Annotated in this window: 16 protein-coding genes; 14 read left to right on the top strand and 2 right to left on the bottom strand. The window is 70.9% G+C overall.

All coding sequences use genetic code 11. From position 1 onward, the window contains the following. Window positions 1–20: 20 nt before the first annotated feature. The gene (locus tag G4D87_RS20110) at window positions 21–803 is read left to right on the top strand and encodes a TatD family hydrolase (RefSeq protein ID WP_163783682.1); all 783 of its coding nucleotides are present in this window, start codon (window positions 21–23) and stop codon (window positions 801–803) included. A 177-nt stretch (window positions 804–980) separates the two neighbouring features. Beyond that, the gene (locus G4D87_RS20105; protein ID WP_163783681.1) at window positions 981–3,038 is read left to right on the top strand and encodes a M3 family metallopeptidase; all 2,058 of its coding nucleotides are present in this window, start codon (window positions 981–983) and stop codon (window positions 3,036–3,038) included. Between the two features lie 111 nt (window positions 3,039–3,149). Here the strand turns inward: G4D87_RS20105 and G4D87_RS20100 are convergent, their stop codons facing one another. Then, the gene (locus tag G4D87_RS20100) at window positions 3,150–3,428 is read right to left on the bottom strand and encodes a hypothetical protein (protein ID WP_163783680.1); all 279 of its coding nucleotides are present in this window, start codon (window positions 3,426–3,428) and stop codon (window positions 3,150–3,152) included. 250 nt (window positions 3,429–3,678) lie between these two features. Here G4D87_RS20100 and G4D87_RS20095 point away from each other — a divergent pair, with 250 nt between their 5' ends. From G4D87_RS20095 to G4D87_RS20075, 5 genes are all read left to right on the top strand, one after another. Continuing rightward, window positions 3,679–3,906 (top strand): hypothetical protein, encoded by a 228-nt coding sequence (locus G4D87_RS20095; RefSeq protein WP_163783679.1) that lies wholly within the window; start codon window positions 3,679–3,681, stop codon window positions 3,904–3,906. 13 nt (window positions 3,907–3,919) lie between these two features. Beyond that, window positions 3,920–4,867, top strand: coding sequence for an amidohydrolase family protein (locus tag G4D87_RS20090; protein WP_163783678.1), 948 nt, complete (start codon window positions 3,920–3,922; stop codon window positions 4,865–4,867). 159 nt (window positions 4,868–5,026) lie between these two features. Further along, complete coding sequence (locus G4D87_RS20085; protein WP_163783677.1) at window positions 5,027–5,404, top strand: response regulator; 378 nt, start codon at window positions 5,027–5,029, stop codon at window positions 5,402–5,404. Window positions 5,405–5,494: 90 nt separating this feature from the next. Further along, window positions 5,495–6,316: an ABC transporter ATP-binding protein gene (locus G4D87_RS20080; RefSeq protein WP_163783676.1), complete on the top strand. Its 822-nt coding sequence runs from the start codon at window positions 5,495–5,497 to the stop codon at window positions 6,314–6,316. After that, on the top strand, window positions 6,313–7,968 hold the full coding sequence (locus G4D87_RS20075) for a hypothetical protein (RefSeq protein ID WP_163783675.1): 1,656 nt from the start codon (window positions 6,313–6,315) through the stop codon (window positions 7,966–7,968). Before G4D87_RS20080 ends, G4D87_RS20075 begins: the two co-directional genes overlap by 4 nt. Window positions 7,969–8,023: 55 nt before the next feature. On the opposite strand, the gene G4D87_RS20070 is transcribed toward G4D87_RS20075, so the two are convergent. After that, complete coding sequence (locus G4D87_RS20070) at window positions 8,024–9,283, bottom strand: vWA domain-containing protein (RefSeq protein WP_205507652.1); 1,260 nt, start codon at window positions 9,281–9,283, stop codon at window positions 8,024–8,026. Window positions 9,284–9,470: 187 nt separating this feature from the next. Between G4D87_RS20070 and G4D87_RS20065 the strand changes: the two genes are divergently transcribed. The 7 genes from G4D87_RS20065 to G4D87_RS20035 all read left to right on the top strand — a co-directional run bounded on the left by G4D87_RS20065 (window position 9,471) and on the right by G4D87_RS20035 (window position 14,290). Then, entirely contained in the window at window positions 9,471–10,187 is a 717-nt protein-coding gene (locus G4D87_RS20065) for a COG1470 family protein (RefSeq protein ID WP_240358430.1), read from the top strand. A gap of 144 nt (window positions 10,188–10,331) precedes the next feature. Continuing rightward, window positions 10,332–10,709, top strand: a complete 378-nt coding sequence (locus tag G4D87_RS20060) for a peptide chain release factor family protein (RefSeq protein ID WP_163783672.1) — start codon at window positions 10,332–10,334, stop codon at window positions 10,707–10,709. A 240-nt stretch (window positions 10,710–10,949) separates the two neighbouring features. Next, a complete protein-coding gene (locus G4D87_RS20055) occupies window positions 10,950–11,348 on the top strand; it encodes a pilus assembly protein N-terminal domain-containing protein (RefSeq protein WP_163783671.1) in 399 nt (132 codons plus the stop codon). Then, window positions 11,345–12,052 (top strand): prepilin-type N-terminal cleavage/methylation domain-containing protein, encoded by a 708-nt coding sequence (locus G4D87_RS20050; protein ID WP_163783670.1) that lies wholly within the window; start codon window positions 11,345–11,347, stop codon window positions 12,050–12,052. The genes G4D87_RS20055 and G4D87_RS20050 overlap by 4 nt, the downstream gene beginning before the upstream one ends. Beyond that, a complete protein-coding gene (locus tag G4D87_RS20045) occupies window positions 12,049–12,603 on the top strand; it encodes a type IV pilus modification PilV family protein (RefSeq protein WP_163783669.1) in 555 nt (184 codons plus the stop codon). The genes G4D87_RS20050 and G4D87_RS20045 overlap by 4 nt, the downstream gene beginning before the upstream one ends. Next, window positions 12,600–13,787 (top strand): PilW family protein, encoded by a 1,188-nt coding sequence (locus G4D87_RS20040; protein ID WP_163783668.1) that lies wholly within the window; start codon window positions 12,600–12,602, stop codon window positions 13,785–13,787. The genes G4D87_RS20045 and G4D87_RS20040 overlap by 4 nt, the downstream gene beginning before the upstream one ends. 5 nt (window positions 13,788–13,792) lie before the next feature. After that, window positions 13,793–14,290 carry a hypothetical protein gene (locus tag G4D87_RS20035; protein WP_163783667.1) on the top strand — a complete coding sequence of 166 codons (498 nt, stop codon included), beginning with the start codon at window positions 13,793–13,795 and terminating at the stop codon, window positions 14,288–14,290. Window positions 14,291–14,316: the final 26 nt, after the last annotated feature.

Below are 14,316 nucleotides of genomic sequence, written 5' to 3'. Positions count from 1 at the left end.
CCCTGGGACAGGACTGAGCAGTGCCCACCCCACCGCCCATCTTCGACGCCCACCTCCACCCGGAGAGCCTGAGCGACCAGGATTTGGAGTCCATGCGCTTCTTCGGCGTGGAGCGGGCGCTGGTGGTGGCGCACCACTTCCCGGAGCCCACGTCCAAGGCGCTGCTGCGGCACTTCGATGACCTGGTGGAGCGCCAACTCCCCCGGCTGGAGCGCCTGGGCATCCGCGCGTACGCGGCCCTGGGCGTCCACCCGCGCTGCATCCCCCGGCGCGGCTTGAGCGAGGTGCTGTCCGCGCTGCCCGGCTACTTCCAGGGCGGGCGCGTGGTGGCGCTGGGCGAGACGGGCCTGCACACGGGCGGCGAGGAGGAAGAGGAAGCCTTCCTGGAGCAGCTCGCGCTGGCCCGGAGCCTCAAGCTGCGCGTGGTGGTGCACACCCCCACCACCGACAAGGAGCGCCACACGCGGCGCATCCTCACGCTCCTGCGACAGTCGGGCCTGCTGCCCTCGCGCGCGCTGGTGGACCACGCCAACGCCCGCACGGTGCGCACCATCCTGGAGGTGGGCCACTGGGCCGGCCTGACGCTGCACCCCGAGGCGCTCAAGGCCGAGCGCGCGGTGGTGCTGGTGCGGCGGCTGGGCAGTGAGCGGCTGGTGCTCAACTCCGACGCGGGCGACGGCGCCGGTGACATCCTCGGCCTGGCGCGCGCCGCCAACCTGCTGGCCAAGGCCAGCCTGTCCGAGCGCATCGTCCGCCGCATCACCCACGAGAACGCCGCCCGCTTCTTCCAGGTGGGCGGCTGACGCTCGCGCGGCGCCGCGCAGCCACCGTGGCCGGACCGCGTTGACCCGGGTCAGCCATCCTCCACGGCGGAATCTTGCGATGAAACGGCGCGCTCTTCGTCATTCCCATCAGGAGCACGCAGCGGAAATAGGCCGGTCCCCCGCACGTTGCCCCCTCACCCGCGCAGGGAGTGGCATTTGCACCGCTTGGTCGTCTTCGTCGTCAGCCTCGCGCTCGCGGGCTGCACTGGCCCGTCCTCCGCTCAGCGCCCTGCGTCATCCACCGGAACGCCGGCGCATGTCGCGTCGCGCCCCTTGGAGCCTGACGCGGGCCGCCAACTGACCGCCACACCCGGGCGCTTCCTGACGGCCTGCCTGTGCGACGTGCAACGGGCCCTGGCGCGCATCGACGCGCTGCTGTCGCTGCCCGAGCCCCGGAACGTGGACGCGGCCCTCACCGCCTACGACGACGCCATCGCGTTGCTGGACGATGCCAACGGCCGCGCGGGCATCGGCGCCAACACCCACCCGGACGCCGCGTTCCGCGCGGCGGCGGCGCGCTGCGCCCAGGCCGCGGAGGGCATGCGCACGGACGTGTCGCTCAACCCCCACGTCTACGCGGCCCTGGCCGCGCTGGACCTGAGCGGACAGGACCCCGCCACCCAGCGCTGGGTGGACCTGGTGCTGCGGGGCTTCCGGCGCGCGGGGGTGAACCGGGACGCGGCCACCCGCGCGCGGCTGCGCGAGCTGCACGATGCACTCACACGGCTGGGTCAGACGTTCAGCCAGCACATCCGCGAAGACGTCCGGTACGTGGAGGTGGCGCCCGAAGCGCTGGCGGGCCTCCCCGCCGACTACATCCGGGACCATCCGCCGGGCCGCGACGGCCGGGTGCGCATCACCACCGACGCCTCCGACGCCCTGCCCTTCCTGACGTACGCGCGTGATGGCCGCGCCCGCGAGGCGGTGTGGCGCGCGGGCCAGCAGCGCGGCCATCCCCGCAACCTGGAGACGCTGTCACGCCTGCTCCAGACGCGTCACGACCTGGCCACGCTCCTGGGCTACCCGAGCTGGGCCGCCTACGCGTCAGAAGACAAGATGGTCCGGCACCAGCACGTGGCCGAGGACTTCATCGAGCAGCTCGCCACCGCCACCACCACCCGCGTACAGGACGACTACGCCGCGCTGCTGGAGCGCAAGCGGCGCGACGTGCCCGGCGCCGCTCGCGTGGAGCCCTGGGAGCAGACGTACCTGAAGGAACAGGTGCGCGAGGAGCGCTACCGCTTCGACTCACGCGAGCTGCGCCCCTACTTCGAATACACGCGGGTGAAGCAGGGCGTGCTGGACATCACCGCGCGGCTCTTCGGGCTCACCTACCGCCGCGTCCCGGACGCGCCGGTGTGGCACCCGGACATCGAGGCCTGGGACATCTACGAGGGCCCCACGCGCCTGGGGCGCTTCTACCTGGACATGCACCCGCGCCCCAACAAGTACGCCCACCCGGCGCAGTGGGACCTGGCCACCGGCCGCGCGGGGAGAACGCTCCCTGAAGGCGTACTGACGGGCAACTTCCCACGCCCCGGCGCCCACCCCGCGCTGCTCCAGCACGCCCAGGTGCAGACGTTCTTCCACGAGTTCGGCCACCTGCTGCACCACGTCCTCGGCGGCCGGGCGCGCTGGGCGGGCCTGTCCGGCTCGCGCACGGAGCGCGACTTCGTGGAGGCCCCCGCCCAGGTGCTGGAGGAGTGGGCCTGGCGCCCGGAGTCACTCCAGGTGTTCGCCCGGCACGTCGTCACCGGCGAGCCGCTGCCCACGGAGACCATCCTCCGGATGCGGCGCGCGAACGCCTTCGGCAAGGGCCTGTGGCTGCGCCAGCAGCTCTTCTACGCGGCCGTCAGCCTCCAGCTCCACGCGAGCGACCCCGCCGGCGTGGACACCACCGCGCGGGTGAACGCGCTCCAGGAGCGCTACATGCCCTTCCCCGCACTGGACGACACCTACGCCCATCTCTCCTTCGTCCAGCTCGACGGCTACTACTCCTCCGCGTACTACGCCTACCTCTGGTCGCTCGTCATCGCGCGTGACTTGCTCACGCCGTTCCTGGAGCACGGGCTGATGGACCCCTCCACCGCCCGGCGCTACCGGGACACCGTGCTGGGTCCGGGCGGCTCCCGTGACGCGGCGGACCTGGTCCGGTCATTCCTGGGCAGGGACTACGGCTTCGAGGCGTATACCCGTTGGCTGGACGACGCCTGACGCTGCTCGTCAGGGCCTGTAAAAACCAAGGGCCCCGCAATGTGAATCGCGAGGCCCCTTGTGTTGTGAATCCGTCAACCCGTTGACACTCCGCTCACGCGGAGTCAGCGCTCAGTGCACCGCGGGTGCGGACACCGGCTGCTCGGGCTGCAGGGTGATGCCCTGGGAGCCCACATCGAAGCGGACCTGCACGGGGACGCCCTGATAGCGATACTGGGCCAGGGAGTCCGCCGCCTCGTCGAGCTGGCGCTGATAGCGCTCCTCCAGCTCCACGGCGATCAGCAGCATCGTCTCGCCCGCGTCCTCGACGCCCGGGCGGTACACCTGGCACCGCTGGAACCGCGCCCAGCGACCGTTCTCCATCTTCACCAGCTCGCCGTCGTAAGCCATGCGCAGCTCCTCTGCCGTAAATCCAACGGAACCCAATGTAGGGCCGGATTAACTCCGTGTCATCCCCCCACTTGAAAATTCGTCAAAACCCTGAAAGTCCAATGACTTACGGGCACAGATGGCAGGCATCCAGGCGAGGGAACCGGGGCAACTGCTCAAAAATGTAAATTGAGCGGGCCGTCAACGTGGTTAAGGCCCTCCTCGCGGGGCGGTGGCACGGGAGCAGTGCGTCACCTATGCTTGAGGGGAGATGAAGCTGCCCGGGCTGTTCCGCAAAGAGCGCACCACCATCCAGGCCGCCGACGCCCAGGACCATGCCGAGCGGCTCCTCGCGGAGTCGTTGCGCATGCTGGGCCAGGTCTGCTCCAAGGTCGCGGACGCCATCGAGGCGCAGCGGCTGTCCCGCCAGGGGTACTCGCACAACACCTACCTGCGACGGACCGACGGCGACGAGGACGACCGCGTCAAGAAGGCGTAGACGGGTGGCTCGCATGGCCACCGACTCCGACGCTGACGTGCCCGCGCCCTGTCTGGCCTCCGCGCCCACGTGGCGGGACGCCGGCATCCGCATGCCCATGCCCGCCCTCCAGGACGCGGAGGGGCCTCGCCTGCCCGAAGGACTGCCTCCCGTGGTGGACGCGCACGTCCACCTCTTCCCGGACCGGGTGTTCGACGCGGTGTGGCGCTGGTTCGACCAGCACGGCTGGCCCATCCGCTACAAGCTGCACACGCGGCAGGTCGTCTCCTTCCTCCTGTCGCGGGGTGTCCACCGGGTGGTGGCGCTGCACTACGCCCACCGGCCAGGCATGGCCCGCGCGCTCAACGCCTACGTGGCGGAGGTGGCCCGGGAAGAGCCTCGGGTGCTGGGGCTCGCCACCGTGCTCCCGGGCGAACCCGACGCCACGGCCGTGCTGGAAGAGGCCTTCGACGCGGGCCTGCGCGGGGTGAAGATTCACTGCCACGTCCAGGCCTTCTCCCCTGACGCGCCGCACCTTCACGAGGTGTATGCCGCGTGCGCGAAGGCAGGCCGTCCGCTCGTCATGCACGCGGGACGGGAGCCCTCCAGCCCCCACTACCCCCGCGACACCTACGCGCTCTGCGCCGCGGAGCGGGTGGAGCGGGTGCTGAAGGACCACCCCACGCTGAAGCTGTGCGTGCCCCACCTGGGCGCGGACGAGTTCGACGCCTACGCGCGGCTGCTCGAGCGGCACGACAACCTCTGGCTGGACACCACCATGGCCCTGGCCGGGTACTTCCCCGTCCCCCTCCCCCGCCGCGCGCTGGAGGTCCGGCCCGAGCGTGTCCTCTACGGCACGGACTTCCCCAACATCCCCTACGCGTGGGACCGCGAGCTGCGGACGCTGCTGGGGATGAAGTGGGATGACGCGGTGCTCGCGGGCCTCCTGGGGCAGAATGCACTCCAGCTCTACGGCGCGTGAGCCCCGTGGGCATCCGGCCCCGGATGCAAGCCTCGTCCTCACGGGCCGTTCGCTGTTGAAAAGCATCGGGGCCCCTTCCGGAATGGAAGAGGAGTTCCCATCATCCTGCCCATAGAATTTCGCGGCGCGACACCCAGCCGCAGCTTCCGAGGCCCTGCCATGTCCCACATCCTGGTCGTCGACGACGACGCGAGCCACCGCACGCTCATCTGCGATGCCCTCGAGGAAATGGGCTATCCCACGGTGCAGGCGGCCAACGGCCGCGAGGCGCTGGACCTGCTGGAGGGCGCCATGCCCTCCGCCGTGCTGCTCGACCTGCGGATGCCGGTCATGAGCGGCTGGGGATTGCTCGACGCGCTCAAGAAGATGCCCCGTGCGCGCGGTCTGCCCATCATCATCATCTCCGGCTACGGCTTCGAATGGGAGGCCGAGCTCGTGGGCGCCGCGGGCTACATCTCCAAGCCCGTGGACCTGGACAAGGTGCGGATGACGGTGCAGCAGATCGCAGGACCGCCGGAGATGTCGCTCGTCCACTGAGTCGGCACCGTAGGAGCCGACGGGCATCCCCCTGTTGACGGGTGGGGATTGTCCCCCGGTGCCGGGCTCGGGTGAGATGGAGGGCATTCCATGACGCCCTCTCCCACTGATGACCTGGCGGTCGACGCCCGCGGCCTGCAGAAGCGCTTTGGCGGCTTCAGCGCGCTCAACGGCCTGGACCTGCAGATTCCCCGCGGCGCCTTCTACGCGTACCTGGGCCCCAACGGGGCCGGGAAGTCCACCAGCATCGCCCTGCTGACGGGGGTGTACGGCCCCGACGCGGGCACCATCCGCATGCTCGGGGTGGACGCGGTGGCCAGGCCCATGGAAGTGAAGCGCCGCGTCGGCGTGGTGCCGGAGGAGCTGAGCCTCTTCGAGCGGCTCACCGGCCGGCAGTACCTCACCTTCTGCGCGCGTATGTACGGGCTGGACGGCGACGAGGCCGCGGCGCGGGCCACGGAGCTGCTGGAGCTGACGGAGCTCACCTACAAGGCGGGCGCGCTGGTGGCGGAGTACTCCAAGGGCATGCGCCGGAGGCTCGCCATCGCCGCGGCGCTGATCCACGCGCCGGAGCTGGTGCTGTTGGACGAGCCCTTCGAGGGCATCGACGTGCTGGCCGCCGGCGTCATCCGCGAGCTGCTGCGCGAGCTGAGCCGCCGCGGGGTGACGCTGCTGCTCACCACGCACGTGCTGGAGATCGCCGAGCGGCTGGCCACGCACGCGGGCATCATCCGCGGCGGCCGGATGCTGGACCAGGGCCCGGTGGGCTCGCTGCTGTCGCGCTACGAGTGCCCCTCGCTGGAGGCGGTGTTCGAGAAGCTCATCTCCGTGCCGGCCTCGCGCAACGCGCGCCTGTCCTTCTACGGCGAGGCGCCCGAGTCCGTGACGCCGCTGCGCCAGGAGACCGCATGAGCCGCCCCGCCGTGCCCGGCTTCTTCCGGCACCTGTGGCTGCTGTGGGGGCTGCGCTTCGACATCGGGTTGAATCAGGGCCCCGGACGCAGCCGGCTGCTCGCGGTGGCCGCCTTCGCCGCGTCGAGCGCGCCGGGCCTCTTCCTGGGCCTGACGTTCTTCACGCTGATGCGGCTGCGGCCCGTCGCGCAGAGCGACGTGTGGCCCTTCTTCATCCTCAACCTGCTGTGCTTCGTCACCTTCTCGGTGTGGGTGACGTGGCCGCTGCTCTCCGCGGGCGTGGATGACCACTCCGAGCTGAGCCGCTACGCGGCCTTCCCCATCTCCCCCTTCCGGCTGCTCATCGCGTCGACGGTGGCCAGCCTCTTCGAGCCGCGCGCGCTCGTCTTCTACGCGCCGCTCACCGGGGCCGCGCTGGGCTTCGCGTCCGTTCGCGTGCTGTACATGCCGTGGCTGGCGGTGGTGCTCTACGTCCTCTTCGCGCTTCTGTGCGCGGCCTGGAGCCGGGTGGCGCTGTACGCCGTCATCAACGTGCTGCGGGCGAAGCACAGCGCCGAAATCATGGGCGGCGGACTGGGGCTCTTCCTCCTGGGCGCGTCGTTCATTCCGCCCATCGACACCTCGTGGCTGACGGCGGTGGGCGAGGCAGGCGTGGACGCGCTGGACATGTCCCTCATCATCAACGCCGCGGTGGCGCTGGGCCGCGTGCCCCCGGGGCTCTTCGGAGACGCGCTGGCGCAGCTCGCCTGGCACCGGCCCCGGGTGGCCATGCTGGAGGCGGCGGCGCTGCTCTTCTTCGCGGGCGTGGGCATGGCGGTGGCCTACGCGCTGCTGATGCGCTTCCACCGGCAGGCGGGCCGCGCGGGGGGCTCGGGCAAGGACTCGGGTGACAGCAACCCGTTCGCCACCACGCGGACGCGCTACACCACGCTGGTGACGCGCGAGGCCCTGGACCTGTGGCGCAACCCGCGCGCGCGGCTGCTGGCGTCGGTGCCCTTCATCCTGGCCATCCTGCTGAAGCTGCTGTCCGGAAGGGATTTGTTCGTGTTCCTCCTGGGCGGCTCGGCGGATGCGTGGCTGATGGGCGGCCTGTGCATCTACGGCGCGGTGGTGATTGCGTCCACGTTCTCCCAGAACACCTTCGCGTATGACGGACAGGGCTTCGCGGCCTTCCTGGCGGCGCCCCTGGACCTGGCGGAGGTGCTGCGCGCGAAGAACCAGGTGCAGGGCGCGGCGGCGCTCGGGATGGCGGCGCTGGTGGCGATCTTCTACCGGGTGTACTTCGGCTTCGGCACCGGGCTGGATTTGCTGTGCGCCATGGCGGCCGTGGCGGCCGTGGTGCCCATGCTGCTGGCCGCGGGCAACTTCCTGTCGCTGTACTTCCCGGTGAAGTTCCACGCGAGCCTCAAGCGGCGGGACAAGGTGCCGCTGACGGCCTCCATGCTGGGCATCCTCGCGGCCAGCGCGGGCTGCATGCCCTTCGGCTGGGCGCTCAGGCTCGCGGGCAAGGAGGGCCCCACCTGGCACACCGCGGCGATGATTCTCCTGGCCGCCGCGCTGAACGTGGCGCTGTATCGCGGCGTGCTCCCCCTGGCGCTGCGGCTGCTGGAGCGGCGGCGGGAGGTGGTGCTCCAGGCGGTGACGCGGGAGTAGCCCGCGGACGCCTCCCAGCGCGTCCGCGGCCTCCTCTTCCCCACGTCCATCACACTCAGTAGGCGATGCCGTGCCGGGCGGCCTGCGCCTTCACGCCCTTCATCACGTTGGCGTCGAAGGCGTCCTCCTTCTCCGGGGCGTTCTTCGTCAGCCACGCCTCGCGCTCCGCGGCCAGCGCCTCCGCCTTCTTCTCCAGCGACTTCTTCTCCTCGGAGAGCGCCTTCACCTTCGCCACCTGCGCCTCCTTGGACATGCCCTTGAGCTCGGCGGGGAGCTCGTCCGCCTTCACGCTCGCCAGCGCGGACGGCGCCTCCACCAGGTCCACCGCGCCGCCCACCGCCTTGGGCGCGCTGCTCGCGGGGGCTCCCGCGGCCCCACGGCCGCGCGTCTTCTTCATGTAGCTGATGCGCTCGGCCGCCGCCTCCGGCGCCAGCGCCCCCATGGAAGCGGCGCGCGCCATGTTCTCCGCCTGGACCTCCCTGCGGCCCGTGTAGAGCGTCTTGGTGGACAGCTCCGCGTTCACCTTCGCCAGCTCCGCGTCGTACGGCGTAGCGACGGCGACCATGCCACCGCCCTGGTCAATGGAGTCGAAGGTGCCGTCCGTCAGCTTCGCCACGAACCGCCACGACACCTCCGTCCCGGCATCCCCGCCGCACCGCACGGTGTTCACGACGATGTGCTTCTCCCGGGCCTTCTTCGCCCAGTGCTTGAAGTCCCAGTCGTCGTTGCGCTGCGCGGGGGGCGCGTCCCCCACCAGGAAGATGGCCTTCATCACCTCGCGGTTCTGGCTCCAGGACAGCTTGGACACGGCCTCGCCCAGGCCGCGCCCCACGTGCTCGGGCGTATCCCCGCCGCCCCCCGCCTCGAACTTGCGCAGGTTGGCGAAGACCGTGTCCAGGTCGTCGCTCAGGTCGAAGCGCTTCGTCACGTAGTCGTCGCCCACGTCGCGGTAGGCCACCAGCCCCACCTTCAGGTGCGGCGTCGGGCGGCCCTGCGCGATGCGCGAGGCGATGGAGTAGATCTTCCGCTTCGCCCCCTCCAAGAGCCCGCTCATCGAGCCCGTCGTATCCAGCACGAACACCACCTCAATCTCCGGCCGGGCGGCGGCGGGGACCTGCTGCTGGGAAGGCGCCGGCTGCGCGGGCTGCTGGTTCGGCGCGGGCTTCGCCTGAGCGGCCGGCGTCGCCGTCTTCGTGGGCGTGGGCTTCTCCACGGGCTTGAAAATCGGGCTCTCCTTGGCCAGGGCCAGGGCAGCGGACAGAGCGGTGACGAGCGCGGCCGACAGCGCGGCGCGCGACAGGGACTTGCGGTCCATGGCGTTCTCCAAGGGAATGGGACGGCGACAGCGAGGTTGGAAACGAACGAGCTTGCCCCCGGGTCTACGCCCCCGGTCGATTTCTCACACGCGCCGCCGGCGGCCTCGCCGAGCCCGCCTGCTCTGGAGCGGCTTGCCCGGGTGCCCCGGTGGGCGGATGCTGGCACGCACCAGGAGACTCAAGAACATGACCCCCTCCATCCGCCGACCCCTCATCGGGAGCCTGTTCCTCGTCGGCAGCGCGCTCGCGTTGTCCTGCGGCGGCACCGGGCCCTTCTTCCGCATGGCCTTTGACATCCCCGACACCCTCACCGCCATTCCGGGTGACAGCTTCCCGGTGGACATCACCGTGCGGCGCGAGGGCGACGACCAGAGCGCGTTCCGCATCAACCTCCAGAATGCGCCCGAGGGCGTGACGCTCGCGCCGGAAATCGTCCTGCCCGACGGCGAAGCCAGCGTCACCACGACCGCCACCTACGCGGTGGCGCAGGACACGCAGGCGCAGGGAATGGTGCGCGCCTTGCTGGTGGCCACCAACGCCACGGAGACGTTCGCGACCAGCGCCAACATCTTCCTCGTCATCCTCCCGCCGCCCGTGGCCCAGCCGGACTTCTCCGTCACCATCGAGCCGCGCCAGCTGGACCTCTTCGCCGGCCAGAACGAGAAGGTGCGCATCACCGTGACGCGGGCGGAGGGCTTCACCGGCCCCGTCACCGTCGCGCTGGAGTCGCCCACCCGCCGCATCAACATGCCCACGGTCACCATCCCCGCGGACCAGACGTTCGTGGAGCCCTACATCAACACCGACCGCGGCATGACCCGCGTGCCCGTCGCCGCCTCCATCATCGCCACCAGCGAGGACGGGCGGCAGGCCAGCACGGGCACCACCGTCAACGTGCGCTAGGCACCGCCACCCCTCGGTTCGAAAGCCCACCCGCTCAACCTGCCCTCCCTGTCAGACGGACGGCGGGCCCCCGTCCGGCGCCGGGGCCCGCACGCACGACAGCGGTGCACGAAGAGGCCAGGGAGGGTTACCTTGAAGACAGCCATGAGCATCTCACCCACCCGCCGGCAGGCCGCGCTGGACGCCCTCGAGCTGGACGACGAGTCCCTCCTGAAGGCGTGCGAGGTGGACTACTTCATCGCCTCGGGCCCGGGGGGCCAGCACCGCAACACCACCGCCAGCGGCGTGCGCCTCACGCATGCCCCCACCGAGCTGTCCGTCAGCGCCACCGAGCGCCGCAGCCAGGTGCAGAACAAGGGCGTGGCGCTGGAGCGCCTGCGCGAGGGCCTCAAGGTCCTCACCTTCGTGCCCAAGGTGCGGCGGGCCACCAAGCCCACCGCCGGCTCCAAGCGGCGGCGCCTGGAGGGCAAGAAGCGCACCTCCGAAAAGAAAGCCCTGAGAAACAGCAAATCCGGCTGGTGACCCGGGTCTATTCAGACTCCAGTCACCCTGTCGTCGGACAGTCTGGGTGCGCCTAAAGTTTGCGGGCTCGCAGACGTTGCAAGGTCGTCTGCTGCTCGGAAGGACCTCCTCCCGGGAATTTGCCGTGGAGTGTCGGGGGCTTGGCTCACCAGGCAGGGAGGCACACGGTGTGCAGATACACCCCGCGTGTCTCCACTGCCCCAGCCCCCAGGGGTCATTGTGCCCGCAGGACATTCCCCCATGCCCTTGCTCCCGGTTTTTTCGACACGTTCCCAGAAGTACCGTTCCCGCGCGCCCCGCTGGAAGCTGTGGGCGCCCCTGGCGCTGACGCTGGCCGCCTCCGCCGCGTGGGCCCAGGACGCCGCCTCCGCCGCCGCCCCCGAGCCGGACTACGCCGTCGAGGCGAAGAACGCGCAGCCCTCCGGCCTGGTGATGCAGGTGGCGCCCCATCATCAGACGCAGCTCATCGTGGAGAACGCCGAGCGCGTGAGAGTCCAGGCCTCCGCGGTGGTCGAGGCGTCGCTCGGTGAGCCGAACCAAATCATGGTCCAGGGGCTGAGCCTGGGCGTGTCCGAGGTGCTCGTGTGGCGCCAGGGCGTCAAGCAGCCCCTGAGCGTGCGCGTGGAGGTCGCGAAGTGAGCCGGCGCGACGCACGCGGCATGACGCTGCTGGAGGTCAGCATCGTCCTCGCCATCATCGCGGTGCTGGCCGCGCTGGCCTACGCGGGCTACGCGCAGCTCAGCGCGCGGACGAGCCCGCAGAACGCGGCCGCCGACCTGTCCGGCGCGCTCGCCGAGGCCCGGGCCCGCGCCGTGGACCGCCAGGCCGACGTGTGGCTCATCATCTACCCGGACATCAATCCGGAGGGCCAGGCCGGCGCCGGCAACGGAGCCTGGTTCCTGGTGGAGGACCGCCTGCGCGACTTCGGAGACGCCGCGGCCCCCGCCGGGCAGCTGAGCTTCGGCACCTTCTCACCGCCGCTGGACATCCAGCCCACCGCGGCGCAGGGCCGGCTGATGGACGCCATGTACCTGGACCGCTACTCGCAGCGCACCGTGCGCTTCGGCGCCAGCGGCAACCTGGCGTGGACCGGCATCTTCGAGGGCCTGGCCGCCACGGACTGCAGCTTCTGCAGCGGCGCGCCGCGGCGTGGCGCCATCGTCTTCCGCGGTGACGGCTCCGCGCGCTTCGTGGACGGCGCGGGCCAGCCCGTCATCCCCGCTGGCAACAACACCGTGAACCGGGCCGCGTCGCTGGCACTTCTCTCCACCGACGGGCAGCGCGAATACCTCTTCGCCGTCTCCGCGCCCGTCGGCTTCGTCGACATGAGGGTCAACCGATGAGGCGCCTGAATCCCGCATCCCGCCGTGCCCACGCGCGCGGCGCCACGCTCATCGAAGGCCTGGTGGCCGCCGCCATCCTCGCCATGGGCATCAGCGGCGTCTTCGGCGGGCTCATCTTCGCCAGCCAGCAGAACGCCGCCGCCAACCGCCTGTCGCAGGCCAGCGCCATCGCCTCGCAGGTGCGCTCCGGCATCCAGCTCCAGGGCCGCTCCCGCCTCTTCGCCGACACCGGGCCGCTGTCCAGCGCGCGCTGCGCCGGCGCCGCGGAGACGCTGGAGCTGGCCGGCGGCCTCTCCACCCTGCCCGACGCCTGCGTCGTGGACCTGGACGCCTTCGAGACGGGGACCGGTGACCCGCTGCTCCGCGTGGTGCCGGGCTACTCGCCGGAGGAGAGCGAGTACTACCGCCGCGTCCTCGTCTGGACGCCGGCGCAGGCCATCGACTCGGTCGCGGTGGTGGTGTCCTTCCGCAGCGCCGGCCAGCGCCGCTACGTCAAGCAGTTCGTCGCGCTCTACAACCCGGCGGAGAACGGCGCGGGGGTGGAGCTGTGAGCACGCCCAGGACGCACGCGCGACGCGGCTTCACGCTCATCGAGTTGCTGGTGGGCATCACCGTCTCCTCGGTGGTGCTGCTGGCGGTGGCGGGGACCATCATCGCCGTCAACAACATCTTCCAGAACAACACCGTCTCCAAGACGGCCGTCGAAGGCAGCCGCGTGGGCACCGACTACCTCAACCGCACGCTGCGCTACGCGGGCTACGGGCTGGACCCGGCCATCGCCTTCGACTTCGACACGGCGGGCCTGCCGGGGGCGCGCAAGGACAACTACACCGAGGAAGTGGAGGACTGGGGCACCTTCGTCACCGACGACCTGGCCTTCCGCTACCGCGACCCGATGTTCCTGCGCCACGGCCAGCTCGACGGCACCGGGACGCCGCCCTTCCAGTTGACGCTGGACTCCGCCGCGACCTTCGGCCAGCCCCTGCGCCAGGGCCAGGCGGTGCTGGTGGCCTGCCCGGGTGGCCAGGACTACTTCCTGGGACGCCTGACGGCGGACGTGCCCGCGGACGGCACCACCGCCACGCTGGACACCGCGCTCGCCGCGGGCCTCCCGGGCGACGTGCCCAAGGCCTGCATGTCGGACGCCGGCCGCGTGCCCTTCGTCATGCTGGTGCATGAGAAGCGGCTGCGCGTGGAGGCGCACGGTGGGCGCCCGTACCTGGTGGTGAAGCACGGCTGGGCGGACACCGCCGACTTCGACCCCATCGCCGCGGACGTGGAGTCCTTCCAGGTCAGCTACCAGATGAACCGGCCGCCCGCGAACTCCGCGTGCTGCGCCGGCCTGCCCGCGCCCGACGGCGCCGTGGGCAGCGGCATGGCCTGGGTGCTGGGTGACGAGGACTCCGTCGTGCTGCCCAAGTACGACGCCGACGCTCCGGCGCCCACGTACAGCACGCCCTACGACGCGCCCCTCCGCTACAACATGAACCCGGCCAACATCCGCTCGGTGGGCGTGGGCCTCACGGTGCGCTCGGTGCGCCAGCTGCCCTCCGGCCAGAAGAACCAGGCCCGCAAGCTCTTCAACGCGGAGCCGGTGAACCCCGAGGACACGTTCTTCCGCACCACCGTGGAGACGTCCGTCCGCATTCCCAACATGACGTCCCGCGCGTTCTTCATCCCCGAGCTGCGCGCCGCTGGCGTCGCCGGTGACCTCAAGAACGTCTGGGGAGGCTAGCCACCATGACTCACTTCGCCTCACGCCGGGGCAGCGCCCTGGCCATCACCCTGATTGCCCTGACGGTGCTGCTGCTGCTCGTGGTGGGCGCCATCACCTTCACCGGCCGCAACCAGTCCGCCGCCGTGGCCAAGACGCGCAGCGACCGCGTGGAGGCCTGCGCGGAGACGGCGCGGCGCTACCTGCTGTCGCGGCTGAAGGTGTTCGGCACCGGCGCGGTCCCCGTCACCAACATCAGCCTGGAGCAGGTGCTGCAAGACGACCAGGTCGTCGCCGACAGCAGCGTCATGCGCACCGCCCACCTGGGCGACACCGCGTCGGCCCCCACGGCGGCGGTGCTCGCCTCGTCCTCGTTCAGCAGCGGCAAGGACCAGGTGAGCGACGCGGCCAACACCCTTCGAGAAGGCACGGCCGGCGGCAGCTACTACCGCGTGGTCGTCATGTGTGACGAACCCGGAGGCCGGCAGGCCGAGACCGAGTTCGTCTTCCGCTTCGGCATCTGACCCCTTCGACACCGCCCATCCCCGAG

This window comes from Myxococcus vastator (assembly GCF_010894475.1).
GTDB classification, from domain to species: domain Bacteria; phylum Myxococcota; class Myxococcia; order Myxococcales; family Myxococcaceae; genus Myxococcus; species Myxococcus vastator.
Note: the sequence above shows the minus strand (reverse complement) of the source record. Positions and strands in the feature narration are given on the sequence as shown.